Here is a 13,015-nt window from a genome sequence, read left to right as displayed (position 1 = left end):
AGGTCAGAAGTCGATGGTGCCGCTCACCGCGAAGGTGCGCGGCGCGCCCAGCACCAAGTAGTTGCTGCCCTGCGTGCCGCCCACCGAGGCCCAGTACGACTTGTTGAACAGGTTGTCGATGCGTGCGCGCAGCGTGAGCGCGCGGCCGTTGCCGAGGTCGACCAGGTAGCGCGCGCCGATATCGAAGCGCGTCCACGACGGCACCGACTGCGTGTTGGTGGCGTTGGCGTACTGCTTCGATGTGTACAGCACGCGTGCGTTCAGCGACAGGTTGCGCACGCCGGGCACGTCCCATTCGGCGCCGAGATTGGCCTGCTGCTTGGCCACGCCGATGGCGGTGAGACCGTCGGTCGCGCCGCCTTGCGTGTTCTTCTGCTTGGCGTCGAGCAGCGTCAGGCCACCGAGCAAGCGCAGGCCCTTGGTGGGCTGGCCGAACACCGAGAACTCCAGGCCCTGGTTGCGCTGCTTGCCGTAGAGGCCGTAGGTCTGGCCCGAGTAGTAGTAGGTGGGCTGGTCCGTGGTGAAGAACGCGGCGCTGGCGCCGAGCGTGCCGCCGTCGTACTTGACGCCGACTTCCTTCTGCTTGGCCTGGTAGGGCGCAAAGATTTCGCCGGCGTTGGTGACGGGGCGGTTGTTCACCGTGGTGCCCGCCACGTTGCCCTTGACGAGGCCTTCGATGTAGTTGGCGTAGGCCGAGACAGTCGGCGTGATCTTGAACACGACGCCGGCCACCGGCGTGGTCTTGCTCTTGTCGTAGGTGCTCGTCTGCTTGAGCGTGGTGTAGGCGAAGCTGGTCTGCTCGATGGTCTGGCGACGCGCGCCGAGGGTGACGAGCAGGCGGTCGTCCATGAAGGACATGGTGTCGGCGATGGCCACGCTCGAGGTGTCGATCTTGTCGGTCAGGCGCGGGTCTTCCAGCGTATTGCCGGTGAAGGCGTTGGCGACCGGGTATGCCGTTGCGTACGGTGCGTAGATGTTGTTGCGGATGGTGCCGCGCGAGATCGTGTACGCGTTGTCGCGGTCGTTGCTGTACTTGGCGACCGAGGCCACCACCGTGTGTTTCACCGGGCCGGTCGCGAAGTTGCCGCGCACGCCGAGTTCGGCGGTGCCGATGCGGTCCTTGCGGGTGTTGCTGAAGCGAGTGTTGCTGGTGTTGCCGAACGAGTCGGCGAGCGTGGGGTTCGACAGCACGTTGTCTTCGCTGCTGCGGCGCACGCCGCCGGCGGCCCAGGCCGTGATGTTGTCGGTGATGTCGACTTCGCCGCGGAAGGTGGCGAACTTGTCCTTTTCCTTCGAGTAGGTCCAGGGCTGGGCGAAGTTGGTGCGGGCGTCGGGCGCGCGGGGGATCGGCAGCGTGGACGAGGGCGTCAGGCTCGGGCGGCCGTCTTTCAGGTCGTAGTCTTGGTAACCGAAGTCGGCCGACAGGCGCACGTTGCGGTTGTGCCAGTCGAGGCCCACGCCGAAGGCGCTGAGCTGCTGGCTTTCGTTCTTCACGCCGGTGCCGCCTTCGCGGCGCACAGCGTTCACGCGAATGCCCAGGCTGTCGTCGGGACCGAAGCGGCGGGCCAGGTCGAGGTTGACGAAGCCCTGGCCGCCGGTCTGCACGCCGAAGCCGACGCGGGTGAGCGGCTCGTTGGGCGCGCGCTTGGGCAGCAGGTTGATCGCGCCGCCGATGCCGCTGCCGCCGGGCGCGGCGCCGTTCAGGAAGGTGTTGGCGCCGCGGAACACCTCCACGCGCTCGAAGAACTCAGAAGCGATGTACTGGCGCGGCAGCATGCCGTAGAGGCCGTTGTACGAGACGTCGTCCGAGTAGACGGGGAAGCCGCGCACCACGTACAGCTCCTGGAAATTGCCGAAGCCGCGCGCCTGGCGCACCGACGGGTCGTTCAGCAGCACGTCGGCCACGCTCTTGGCCTGCTGGTCCTGGATCAGTTCGTTGGTGTAGTTGGTGCTGGAAAACGGCGTGCTCATCATGTCCTGGTTGCCCAGGATGCCGACCCGCCCGCCGCGCGCCACCTGGCCGCCCGCATAGGGCTTGGTCAGGCCTTGGGCCGATGCATCGGCGCTGGCCTCCACGGTCACCGTGGAGAGCGTGCCGCTGGCCGCTGCCGCAGCCGGCTCGGCAGTGGTGGTTTGGGCCAGGGCGGCCACGGTGTTGAGCGCGAGCAGCGACGCGACCACGGTTGGCCGGAGGAAGAAGCGGGGAGCGGGCATGGACGATCCAGATAAGATGCAAATGAGAACGGTTATTGTTCACTCGATTGCATCCACCTGTTGATACTTTCTTGCAATGTTGCAAAAAAGTGTCAGTCGAAAGACTTCACATCTGCGTCAGAACCCGGATCGCTGCCCGTCCACGAACACATGCAGCTCGCCCGGCACGAAGGGTGTCCAGGTCTCGTTGGTGGTCAGCGGCGCGGTGACGACCACGGCCACGCGGTCGTTGGGCGTGGTGTGCTGCGCGAAGTCGATCTCCACGTCTTCGTCCGACAGCTGCGCGGTCACGAAGGGGTGGCGGCGCTCCACGTACCAGAGGTTGGTCGAGGCATGGGCCCACAGCGCCTGTCCGTTGGACAGCATGAAGTTGAAGGTGCCGTGGCTCGCGAGCTGTGGCGCCAGCTCGCGCAGCGTGAGTGTCAGCTCTTCGATGCTCGGCACGCCCGCATGCGACTTGGCCAGCTCCTGCATGATCCAGCAGAAGGCGTGTTCGCTGTCGGTGTTGCCCACCGGATGAAAGTTGCCGTGCAGCCGCGGGCGGAATTCCTTCAGATCGCCGTTGTGGGCGAACACCCAATAGCGCCCCCACAGTTCGCGCACGAACGGGTGGCAGTTCTGCAGGTTGACCTCGCCCTGAGTCGCCTTGCGGATGTGCGCCACGACGTTGCGGCTCTGGATGGGATAGCGCCGGATCAGCTCCGCAACCGGCGATTCGCTCGCCGGCTGGTGGTCGACGAAATGGCGCAGCCCGCGGTCCTCGAAGAACGCGATGCCCCAGCCGTCGGCGTGGTGGTCGGTGCGGCCGCCGCGTTGCGCGAACCCCGTGAAGCTGAAGGTCACGTCGGTCGGCGTGTTGCAGTTCATTCCTAGCAATTGGCACATGGCGCTATTAGAGCGCGAGTGCCGGCCGGCCGTGCGGCGGATCCGCTCGCCGCTCAGCGCACGAAGCGGCCCTCGGGCGTGACGCGCACCATTTCGATGAAGCGCGAGCCGGTGGTGTTGCCGGTCGAGAAATCGATGTCCATGCCGGCCAGGCGGAACTTGAGCGCGCGCAGCGTCGCATGCAGGCGGGCGCGCGTCAGGTCGCGGCCGGTGCGCTTGAGTGCCTCGATCATCACCAGCCCGTTCAGGTAGCCCTCGAAGCTGCCGTAACCCACCGGTACCTGTGCCCGCTCCGCCAGCCGGCGATAGTCGCGCGTCACCGTCTCCACCTCGCCCCAGGGATAGGGCATGACTTGCGAGATCGCGAGGCCGCCCGCCTGCAGGGCCACCACCTTGGCCGTGACTTCGCCCGGCACGATCGACATGCCGTAGAACATCGGCTTGCTGCCGGCGGCGTAGGTGGCCTTGATCACCTCGCCGGCCACGGTGCCGGCCAGGTACATCAGGATGGCCTGCGACTGGCTGTCGGCCAGCGCCTTGCCGGCGGCGGCGGCGTCGGAGCCGTCGCCCTTGGCGACCACCTTGGCCGTCGGCACCAGCTTGTGGGGGACCATGGCCGCCTCGATCAGCTTGACCGCCTCGGCGCCGCCGGGGTTGTCGAGGTGGGCGATCGCGATCTTGTTCACACCGATGGTCGCCAGGTGCTCGACCAGGGCCTGCGCTTCACGGGCGTTGCTGGCGCGCACGAAGTAAGCCGATCCCGCGACGCGTTCGCGCGCGCTGTCGCCCACGCCGTAGCCGCCCACGCTGGGCGCGCCGCTCTGCTGCAGCAGCTTGGCCGCGGCGGCCGTGGTGCCCGAGCCCACGCAGCCGAAGAAGGCGAACACGCGATGGTCGTTCAGCAGCTTGGTGTAGTTCTCTACCGCCTTGTCGGCCTTCAGCTCGTCGTCCAGCGCCACCATCTTGATCTTGCGCCCGTTCACGCCGCCCTGTTCGTTGACGGCATCGAACGCCAGCGCGGCACCGTTGTGCACGACCTTGATCTGCGATCCGAGCGGCCCGCTCAGCACGGCCGAACTGCCGAGCACGATTTCACTGTCGCTCACCCCCGTTTCGGCGGCTTGCGCGGAAGAGAGCCGAGCGAGCCCGGCGGCCGCCACGGCCGTCGAGGCGATAAAACTTCTGCGTTGCATGTAAGACCCATCCCAACTGATTTAACAAATTCTCACAATTAGAGACGATGGGTTCTTTCGTACTACTTGGTGCTTACCCTGACTGTGGCGGGCGGCGCAATTGCCACGCTGCGCAGATGGCCAGCGCGCAAAGGCCGGCGAGCATCGCGAAGACCTCGTCGAAGGCCGCCAGCCGCGCCTGGCTGCTCATCGGATTGGCCAGCGAATCGCCATGCGCCGCGAGACGCCACTCGAGCACGATGGCGCACAGGCTCACGCCGGCCGCGCCGCCCAGCATGCGCACGAAGTTGATGGCGCTCGCGCCCTGCGGAATCAGCGGCTTGGCCAGCGGCCGCATCGAGCCCAGGTTGAGCGAAGGCAGGATGAAGCCCAGCCCGATGCGCCCGATGATCGCGAAGGCCACCAGCAGCCACAGCGCGCTGTCGAGCCGCAGCACCATCATCAGCGCGAACGAGGCCGCCAGCAGCACGAGCCCGATCGTCACCAGCACCCAGGTCGGATGCTTGTCGGCCAGCCGGCCCACGCCGGCGATGGTCAGCGCCAGCACGATGCCCGCCGGCAGCAGGATGGTGCCCACGTGCGATGCGGAAAGATGCAGCCCCACCTGCATGTACACCGGCAGCAGGTAGGTCGAGCCGAACAGCGCCGTGCCGTAGATGAAGGCGACCACGCTGCCCATCGCAAACTGCCGGTACTGGAAGAGCGCCAGGTTCATCAGCGGCGTGCCGCCCGAGGCCGCGAGTCGCCGCTGCCACCAAACGAAGATGCCGAACGCCAGCAGCGCACCGGCCAGCAGCAGGCCCGCCTGCAGCGGTGAATCGCCGCGCAGCGCGACCAGCCCGTTCAGCAGGCACAGCGTGCCAACCGTGCCCAGCGCCAGCCCGCGCGCGTCGAGCCCGCTGCCGCGTACCGCGGCCACGCCGCCGGGCGCAGTCTTGGGCACGAACTTGTAGGCCAGCCAGAGCGAGGCCAGGCAGAACGGCACCACCATGAAGAAGATCGAGCGCCAGCCGAACAGGTCGACCAGCACTCCGCCGATGCTCGGCCCGATGGCAGGCGCCAGCACCACGCCCATGCCGAAGATGCCGCTCGCACGCCCCTGCTCGTGCGGCTCGAAGGCGCGCAGGATGATGATGGCCGGAATGGGCTGCACGACCCCCGCCGCCAGCCCTTCGGCCACGCGCGCGAACAGCACCAGCGAGAAGTCGTTGGCCACGCCGCCCACGATGCCACCCACCAGCAGCAACAGCATCGTGCCCACGTACGTGCGCCGGTAGCCGTAGCGCGACAGCAGCCACGGCGTGGTGAGCATCGACACCGTCATCGCCACCATGAAGCCCGAGCTCACCCACTGCGCGCGCTCCTGGCCGAGCGAGAAGTGATGGCTCATGCCCGGAATCGCAACGTTGACGATGGTCGAGGACATGATCGACGCCATCGTCCCCACCATGACCGACAGCAGCAAGTACCAGCGGTAGCGTTCGCCATAGCGCTCGCGCAGCGAGCCGATGGAAGGCGGGGCCGGCGCGATCGCGGCTTCGGAAGTCTGTGGGGAGGTCATGGGGCGGCGGAATGTCTCGGGGTCCGTCGTCCTACAAGCATATCGGTCTTTGCACGGCCGGGACTGCGCGAGGCGGCCGCACAATGCATCCGCTGTCCCCTCCGCGTCAAGAAGATCAAGACAAGAACATGGACTCTTCACCCGACGAACAAGCCAATGCCCAGCAGGCTGCCATCGAGCCCGAAGGCGCGCCTACGCTTGCGGCCGAACTGGCCTCGCCGACCGTCAGCCGCGCCTATCGCTGCCAGTGCGGCCGCCCCGTCTTCCTGCGCAACAGCGAATGCCTGGCCTGCCACACGCCGCTGGGCTACGTGATCGACCGGCTCGGCGTCATGCCGCTCGCACCGGCAGTGGGCGAAGGCGCGCAGCCCGACACCTTCACCGTGTTCGGCGATCCGCACGGCAACACCTACCGCCGCTGTGCGAACCTCATGACGCCGGCCGCCTGCAGCTGGATGGTGCCCGCCGCGCGCGACGGCGAACAACTGCCTCCCGATACCCAAGGCCTTGCGCCGGGCTACTGCCTGGCCTGCAGCGTCACGCGCACCATCCCCGATCTCTCGCTGGAGAGCAACGGAGAACTCTGGCGCAAGCTCGAAACCGCCAAGCGCCGGCTCATCTCGCAGCTGCTCGCGCTCGGCCTGCCGGTGGTGAGCCGCCATGTCGATCCCGTGCACGGCCTGACCTTCGACTTCCTCAGCAACATGCCGGGCGGCCCGCACGTGATGACCGGCCACCAGCACGGCGTGATCACCCTCAACGCCGAGGAGGCCGAAGACGCCGTGCGCGAGCGCATCCGCGCCGAGATGCGCGAGCCCTACCGCACGCTGCTCGGCCACTTCCGCCACGAGATCGGCCACTACTACTGGGACCTGCTGGTGCTGCCCACGCCGTGGATCGACGACTTCCGCGCGCTCTTCGGCGACGACCGCGCCGACTACGCCGCCGCGCTGCAGACCCACTACGAGCAGGGCCCGCCGCCCGACTGGGCCGACCGCTTCGTGAGCAGCTACGCGAGCACCCATCCGTGGGAAGACTGGGCCGAGACCTGGGCCCACTACCTGCACATGGCCGACACAGCAGACACAGCCATGAGCTTTGGCGTCGACGCGACCAACGTCGAGCTCACGAGCGACCTGTTCACCCTCGACGACCTGTGGGAGCCGGAAGATCCCGATGCCGGCAAGTTCCTGGACTTCATCAATGGCTGGGTGCTGCTCACCAATGTGCTCAACGAACTGTCGCGCAGCATGGGCCAGCCCGATTACTACCCCTTCGTGCTGCCGCGCGTGGCGGTGGGAAAGCTGCAGTTCATTCACCGCGTGATCACACAGCAGCGGCCGGGCGATGCGCCGACGATGGTGGTGGCTGGCGATGTGGCCGACCCTGCACCCGAGCAGGTGCAATCACAGACGCAATCGCAAAGCTCCGGTCAGCCCTGAGGCGGCGACTCGCCCGTCGCGCAGCGCATGCAGATGCACGCCAGCCCGCGCATGTCTTCCGGCAGGTTCGTGAGCGGCGCCCTGCTGAAGTCGACCTGCATGCACCAGCAGGGTGGCTGCGTTTGCCCCATCTCTCGTTCGATCTCCATCGCGCAGCGGTTCGGCTCGCCGCACAGCGGACAGCGCGTGGCGTCGATCAGACCCGGGACTGCCGCCAGAGTGGTCATGCGATCTCGAAGGCCGGCAGCTTCTTCGGCACGGCCACGTTCTGCAGCGTCACGTACACCGGCAGCCCGCCGCTGTAGGCCGGGTAGTCCTCGCCCTCGATCAGCGGCAGCAGGTAGCGACGGCACTTCTCGGTAATGCCGTAGCCGTCGTCCGAAATGAAATCGCGCGGCATCGGCTTCTCGACGTTGGCGACGGATTCGAGCGGCGCGCTGCCGATGCGATAGGCATACGGCACGTCGGACGTGCGCTCGATGGTCGGCATCACCGCGTTGCGGCCTTCCAGCGCCAGTTCCACCGCGCGCTGGCCCAGCTCGTAGGCCTGCTTCACGTCGGTGGCAGAGGCGATGTGGCGCGCCGCGCGCTGAAGGTAGTCGGCCACGGCCCAGTGGAACTTGTGGCCCAGCGCTTCCTTGACCATCTGCGCCACCACCGGCGCGGCTCCGCCGAGTTGCGCATGGCCGAAGGCGTCGCGCGTGCCCTGCTCCGCGAGAAAGGTGCCGTCGGGGTGATGGCAGCCTTCGGACACCACCACCGAGCAGTAGCCGTGCTGCTTCACCAGTTCGTCGACACGTGCGATGAAGCGTGCCTTGTCGAATTCGATCTCCGGGAACAGCACCACCACCGGAATGCCCTGGTCCGCCGCCAGGCCGCCCGCCGCGGCGATCCAGCCCGCGTGCCGGCCCATCACTTCGAGCACGAACACCTTGGTCGACGTAGCCGCCATCGAGCGCACATCGAACGAAGCCTCGATGGTCGACACCGCCACGTACTTCGCGACCGAGCCGAAGCCGGGGCAGCAATCGGTCAGCGGCAGGTCGTTGTCGATGGTCTTGGGCACGTGGATGGCCTGCAGCGCATAGCCCATCGACTGCGACAGCTGGCTCACCTTGAAGCAGGTGTCGGCCGAATCGCCGCCGCCGTTGTAGAAGAAGTAGCCGATGCCGTGCGCCTTGAACACCTCGATCAGCCGCTCGTACTCGCGCCGATTCTTCTCCAGTGACTTGAGCTTGTAGCGGCACGAGCCGAAGGCGCCCGAAGGTGTGCTGCGCAGCGCCGCGATTGCTTCGGCAGTTTCGGCGCCGGTGTCGATCAACTCCTCGGTCAGCGCGCCGATGATGCCGTTGCGCCCGGCGTAGAGCTTGCCGATGCGGTCCGGGTGCCGGCGCGCCGTTTCGATCACGCCGCAGGCCGACGCGTTGATGACCGAGGTGACGCCGCCCGACTGGGCGTAGAAGGCGTTGAGGATGGGCATGCGCGGGATTCTCCCGCAGCCCTAAGGCAGGCGCCAGTGCCGGCGTGTCAGGATGTCAGCGGCTCTCGAAGACAGGCGGCCGCTTCTGCAGGAAAGCACTCACGCCTTCGCGGAAGCTGGGGCGGTCGATCAGCTCGCGCTGGCGCTCGCTCTCGTAGTGCAGCTGCTCCTTCAGCGTGTGGTGCTCGGAGGCCTCGAAGGCTTCGCGCGCTTCGAGCACGGCATGCGCCGGCAGGCGGGCGAGGCGCTGCGCGATGCCCTTGGCTTCTTCCAGCAACTGCTCGTCGTCCACGCAGGCCCAGATCAGCCCCCACTGCACGGCACGCCCCGCGCCCACGCGCTCGTCGAGCAGGGCCATGCCCATTGCACGTGCCCGGCCGGCGCGGCGCGGAATGGCCCAGGTGCAGCCGAGGTCGGGCACGATGCCGAGCTTCGGCAAAAAGGGCAGGTAGAAGTAGGCGCTGCGTGCCGCGATGGTCACGTCGGCTGCCAGCGCCAGGCCCACGCCGGCACCGGCCGCCGGGCCATTGACTGCGGCAACTACCGGCACCGGCAAGCTGCGCAGCGTTTCGATCAGCGGGTTGCTGAGCTCCTGCATCCACTCGGCAGTCTGTGTGCCCAGTGACTTGTCTTTGTCGCCCGGCGCCATCGCGCTCAGGTCGGCGCCCACGCAGAAGGCCTTGCCGGCGCCCGTGAGGATCACGGCGCGCACCGAGCGGTCGTCGCGTATGCGTTCCAGCGCATCACGCAGTTCGACCTGCAGGCCGTGCGCGATCGGGTTGAGCTTGGCGGGCAGGTTCAGCGTCAGCGTTGCGATGCCGTCGGCCTGTTCCTGGAGGATGAAGGGTTGTGTCGGTGCGTCGGGGCTCATGGGCATCGATGGTTCGGCGCCCATGGAGCACGGTCAAGCCGGGGACAACCCGTGGGGCAGAAGTCGCCAAGGCGACCATGCACGCGAACGCGCGGGCAGCGGCATCGCGGCCGGCTGTGCGTCAGACACCGTGATGCACGACGGCTCCAGCGCCGACACCAGCACGCGCCGGTGGTCGGTGCTCTCGAAGCGGTCGCCGGGCTCCAGCACGATGTCGCGCGTATCGCGGTCGAGCGTGACCCACACCGAGCCGCTGCGGCACTCGATGCCCACGCCCGCGCCGTCGGGCACGGTGAAGACGGAACGTTTCGGCAGGTTGACGTGGAAGCGGGAGGTGTTGGAAGAAGAGGTGCTCATGGCAAGCTCCATTGCATTCGTGATACGAATGAATATAGTGAGCCGACCTCCCCTTTGCACACGGTCATTCGGAACTCGTTGCATGCACTCAGAGAATGCGAAAGCCCCAGGCGCCATGAGCGGCGAGCTACCGCCGCTCGAACTTCTGCGCAGTTTCGAGGCGGCCGCGCGCCGGCTGAGCTTCACGCTGGCGGCTGGCGAACTGCACCTGACGCAATCGGCCGTCAGCCGGCAGATCCAGCAACTCGAAGCCAGCCTGGGCGTGCTGCTGTTCGAGCGCCGCCACCGCGCGCTGGCGCTCACCGAGGCCGGCGGCGTGCTGCAGCGAGCCGTTACCGACAGCCTGGAGCGGCTGCGCGACGCCACGGCGCGCGTGCGTGCGAGTTCGGCGCCGCGCCAGGTGGCGATCACCACCACGCCGGGTTTTGCATCGATCTGGCTCATTCCCAAACTGGCGCGCTTCACCGGCAGCCATCCGCAGGTCGACGTGCGCGTGTCGGCCACGCTCGACGTGCTCGACCTGGAAAGCAGCCGCATCGACCTGGCCGTGCGCTTCGCGCCCATCGGCCGCGGCATCGGACCGGCGCTGTTCGAGGAGTCCGTCATCCCGCTGTGTTCGCCGCAGCTTGCCGCATCGCTGCGCCAGCTCTCGGACTTTTCGAAGCTCACGCTGCTGACCGTGGAATACCCCGACCACAGCGAAGCCCCGACCGCCGACTGGGAGCCTTGGCTCAAGGTGATGGGGCTGGAAGACCTGCGCATGAAGAGCACGCTGCGCTTCACGCAGTACGCCGATGCCGTGGCCGCCGCGGTGGCGGGGCAGGGCGTGGTGATCGGCCGGCTGCCGTTGCTGAGCGAACTGGTGCGCGATGGCCGGCTCGTGGCGCCGCTCGGCGAAGGCGCCGCATCGCACCGCGGCTATTTCATCGAGATGTCGAGGCGCGCCGCGGGCAACCGCGACGCGCAGGACTTCGCGCAGTGGCTGCGCGACGAAGCCGAGGCCGCGCAGCGAAGCTGACCGACGATCAACCCGGCAGCAGCACCTTGTTGACGACGTGGATCACGCCGTTCGACTGGTAGACGTTGGCGATCGTCACCATCGCCGTGCCGCCCTTGGCGTCGGTCACCATCACGTTGCTGCCGCTCATCGTCGCGGTCAGCGTGCCGCCGCTCGCGGTCTTCAGCGTGGCCTTGCCGCCGCCTGCGTTGATGGCGCTCATGAGCGCCGGGCCGTCCATCCTGCCGGGCACCACGTGGTAGGTCAGCACCTTGGTCAGCGTGGGCTTGTTCTCGGGCTTGAGCAGCGTGTCGACAGTGCCGGCCGGCAGCGCGGAGAAGGCCGCGTTGGTCGGTGCGAACACGGTGAACGGGCCGGGGCTCTTCAGCGTGCCGACCAGGTCCGCGGCCTTCACTGCGGCCACCAGCGTCGTGTGGTCCTTCGAATTCACGGCGTTGTCGACAATGTCCTTCGTCGGGTACATCGCGGCGCCGCCGACCATCGGGTTCGTCGACGACATGCCGCCGCTGCTGCCGCCCATGCCGCCCGCGCAAGCGCCGAGCAGGACCGAAACGCCGACTGCAATCATGAGTTTTTTCATTGAAGGCTCCTGAAAAGAATGGTTCTTGAAGTTCTCTGCGGAAACCGCCGGCAGCTCGGAGGCGCGATGCGCTTGAGTCGAATACGGCGCGGCCGCGCAACTGGATTCACGCGTCGGCTTTGCGCCACAACCGCGCGTGCGGCGCTTGCGCATCACGAGCGCGCTCGACAGAATCCGCCCTTCGTTTTTCAGCAACATTTTCTTTTCACCGCGCCTGGCGACGACCAACCTCCCGGGCGACAAACCAATTCAATGAACCGTTTCCTGAACACCTGACCCGCACACCGACCGCCCCGGCCGGACGTGCATCCACGCATCCGCCGAGGCCCGTCGACAAAGGCCCCGCGCAGCCATTCGCCGGGGCCTTTTTGTTTTTGGAGTGTGTGCACATGAGTGCTCAACGAAAGGCCCGCGACGACGACAAGCGTCTGGGCCGGTTCTATTTTTCGGTGCCGACTGCGGCACCTCGCAATCCAGTGGTGGCTGCGATGGCGCGCGGCGAATCGAGCCAGGGCGCGGGACGTCACCTGCGTACGCACCGCGCGGAACGGCGTGCGCAGAAGGTGGCGCTGCAGAAGGCTGCGCGCAGCCTGGGCGGGAGGGGCGACGATGCGTGAAGACATGGACAAGGTCATCGTCGAGCGGCCGCGAGGCGGCTGGCGCGTGCAGGGAGATGGGCGCAAGTGGCGCAACAGCAAGGACCGGGGGTCGCACCTGGGCATGAAGCGCGGCCATGCCCACCCGAAGTGGCTCAGCGAAAACCTCGCGCCGCTCAAGCGCTGGTTGCACAAGCAGGTGCACCGGCCGTGGAACAAGGTGTACGCCGAACTCTGTAGCGGCATTGACCGCCGCAGCACGGTGCAGGCGCACATCTTCGAGCACATCGACGGCTTCGTGGAGCGCAGGGCCGAACTGCGCGACGGCCAGGGGTGGGTGCCTGCCGAGCGGTGGCGGAGCCGCCTTCGCACGCTACTGAGTGAAGCGGCACATGTGGAACTCTTCGTGCATCCGGTCACCGGCATCCTGCTGCCCAACCGGCGCTTGCATGAAGCGCGCAAGGCGCAGAAGCTGGCTTATCGCGCCGCGTGGAGCAGGCCGCCGGCCGGCAAGGCGCCTGTCTTTCATGTGATCGACGAGGTCACGCAATGGCACCGCATCGATGGCTGCTGGTTCGAGGTCACGCTCGCGCCGCTGCCCGAGTTGCGGCGGACGATGCTCGATGTGACGTACTACGACCTGTTGCGCCGCTGCCCGGTCACGCGGCGCGGCGGTTGCGAAAAGCCGGCCTTCGGTTCAGCCGATCATCGGGAGATGTATGGGCGCGATCATGTGTACGCCTCCGCCATGCGCAGACTCAGCCAATGGGAGGTGCGAAAGCGTTTTGGCTGATCGCCGGCGGCGTGCTGATGCTGGC

At 67.3% G+C, this 13,015-nt stretch carries 13 protein-coding genes; 4 read left to right on the top strand and 9 right to left on the bottom strand.

The window, feature by feature from the left end; all coding sequences use genetic code 11:
- Window positions 1–3: 3 nt before the first annotated feature.
- From ACZYSP_RS13770 to ACZYSP_RS13755, 4 genes are all read right to left on the bottom strand, one after another.
- Window positions 4–2,214, bottom strand: a complete 2,211-nt coding sequence (locus ACZYSP_RS13770; RefSeq protein WP_093076975.1) for a TonB-dependent receptor — start codon at window positions 2,212–2,214, stop codon at window positions 4–6.
- Between the two features lie 117 nt (window positions 2,215–2,331).
- Window positions 2,332–3,099, bottom strand: coding sequence for a class II glutamine amidotransferase (locus tag ACZYSP_RS13765; RefSeq protein WP_489014700.1), 768 nt, complete (start codon window positions 3,097–3,099; stop codon window positions 2,332–2,334).
- 53 nt (window positions 3,100–3,152) lie between these two features.
- Entirely contained in the window at window positions 3,153–4,292 is a 1,140-nt protein-coding gene (locus ACZYSP_RS13760) for an ABC transporter substrate-binding protein (protein ID WP_093054036.1), read from the bottom strand.
- Window positions 4,293–4,365: 73 nt separating this feature from the next.
- Window positions 4,366–5,853, bottom strand: a complete 1,488-nt coding sequence (locus ACZYSP_RS13755; protein WP_093076977.1) for a DHA2 family efflux MFS transporter permease subunit — start codon at window positions 5,851–5,853, stop codon at window positions 4,366–4,368.
- A gap of 128 nt (window positions 5,854–5,981) precedes the next feature.
- Between ACZYSP_RS13755 and ACZYSP_RS13750 the strand changes: the two genes are divergently transcribed.
- Window positions 5,982–7,295: a zinc-binding metallopeptidase family protein gene (locus tag ACZYSP_RS13750; RefSeq protein WP_489014697.1), complete on the top strand. Its 1,314-nt coding sequence runs from the start codon at window positions 5,982–5,984 to the stop codon at window positions 7,293–7,295.
- Here ACZYSP_RS13750 and ACZYSP_RS13745 read toward each other — a convergent pair.
- From ACZYSP_RS13745 to ACZYSP_RS13730, 4 genes are read right to left on the bottom strand one after another with little or no spacing between them, the layout of a single operon-like run.
- Window positions 7,286–7,522: a cysteine-rich CWC family protein gene (locus tag ACZYSP_RS13745; protein ID WP_093076979.1), complete on the bottom strand. Its 237-nt coding sequence runs from the start codon at window positions 7,520–7,522 to the stop codon at window positions 7,286–7,288. The genes ACZYSP_RS13750 and ACZYSP_RS13745 overlap by 10 nt on opposite strands.
- Entirely contained in the window at window positions 7,519–8,775 is a 1,257-nt protein-coding gene (locus ACZYSP_RS13740) for a 6-phosphofructokinase (RefSeq protein WP_093076980.1), read from the bottom strand. The genes ACZYSP_RS13745 and ACZYSP_RS13740 overlap by 4 nt, the downstream gene beginning before the upstream one ends.
- 55 nt (window positions 8,776–8,830) lie before the next feature.
- Window positions 8,831–9,646 carry an enoyl-CoA hydratase-related protein gene (locus ACZYSP_RS13735; protein ID WP_093077172.1) on the bottom strand — a complete coding sequence of 272 codons (816 nt, stop codon included), beginning with the start codon at window positions 9,644–9,646 and terminating at the stop codon, window positions 8,831–8,833.
- A 33-nt stretch (window positions 9,647–9,679) separates the two neighbouring features.
- The gene (locus ACZYSP_RS13730; RefSeq protein WP_093054270.1) at window positions 9,680–10,003 is read right to left on the bottom strand and encodes a DUF2917 domain-containing protein; all 324 of its coding nucleotides are present in this window, start codon (window positions 10,001–10,003) and stop codon (window positions 9,680–9,682) included.
- 82 nt (window positions 10,004–10,085) lie between these two features.
- Here ACZYSP_RS13730 and ACZYSP_RS13725 point away from each other — a divergent pair, with 82 nt between their 5' ends.
- The gene (locus ACZYSP_RS13725) at window positions 10,086–11,021 is read left to right on the top strand and encodes a LysR substrate-binding domain-containing protein (RefSeq protein ID WP_093076982.1); all 936 of its coding nucleotides are present in this window, start codon (window positions 10,086–10,088) and stop codon (window positions 11,019–11,021) included.
- Window positions 11,022–11,028: 7 nt separating this feature from the next.
- On the opposite strand, the gene ACZYSP_RS13720 is transcribed toward ACZYSP_RS13725, so the two are convergent.
- Window positions 11,029–11,601, bottom strand: coding sequence for a fasciclin domain-containing protein (locus ACZYSP_RS13720; protein ID WP_093054272.1), 573 nt, complete (start codon window positions 11,599–11,601; stop codon window positions 11,029–11,031).
- Between the two features lie 389 nt (window positions 11,602–11,990).
- Here ACZYSP_RS13720 and ACZYSP_RS13715 point away from each other — a divergent pair, with 389 nt between their 5' ends.
- Together ACZYSP_RS13715 and ACZYSP_RS13710 are read left to right on the top strand one after the other, a co-directional pair.
- Window positions 11,991–12,218: a hypothetical protein gene (locus ACZYSP_RS13715; protein WP_093076983.1), complete on the top strand. Its 228-nt coding sequence runs from the start codon at window positions 11,991–11,993 to the stop codon at window positions 12,216–12,218.
- Window positions 12,211–12,990: a hypothetical protein gene (locus ACZYSP_RS13710; RefSeq protein ID WP_093076985.1), complete on the top strand. Its 780-nt coding sequence runs from the start codon at window positions 12,211–12,213 to the stop codon at window positions 12,988–12,990. The genes ACZYSP_RS13715 and ACZYSP_RS13710 overlap by 8 nt, the downstream gene beginning before the upstream one ends.
- Window positions 12,991–13,015 lie beyond the last annotated feature (25 nt).

The sequence above is a fragment of the Variovorax sp. F042 genome (assembly GCF_057814215.1).
This window is presented reverse-complemented; position numbering and strand designations above follow the sequence as displayed.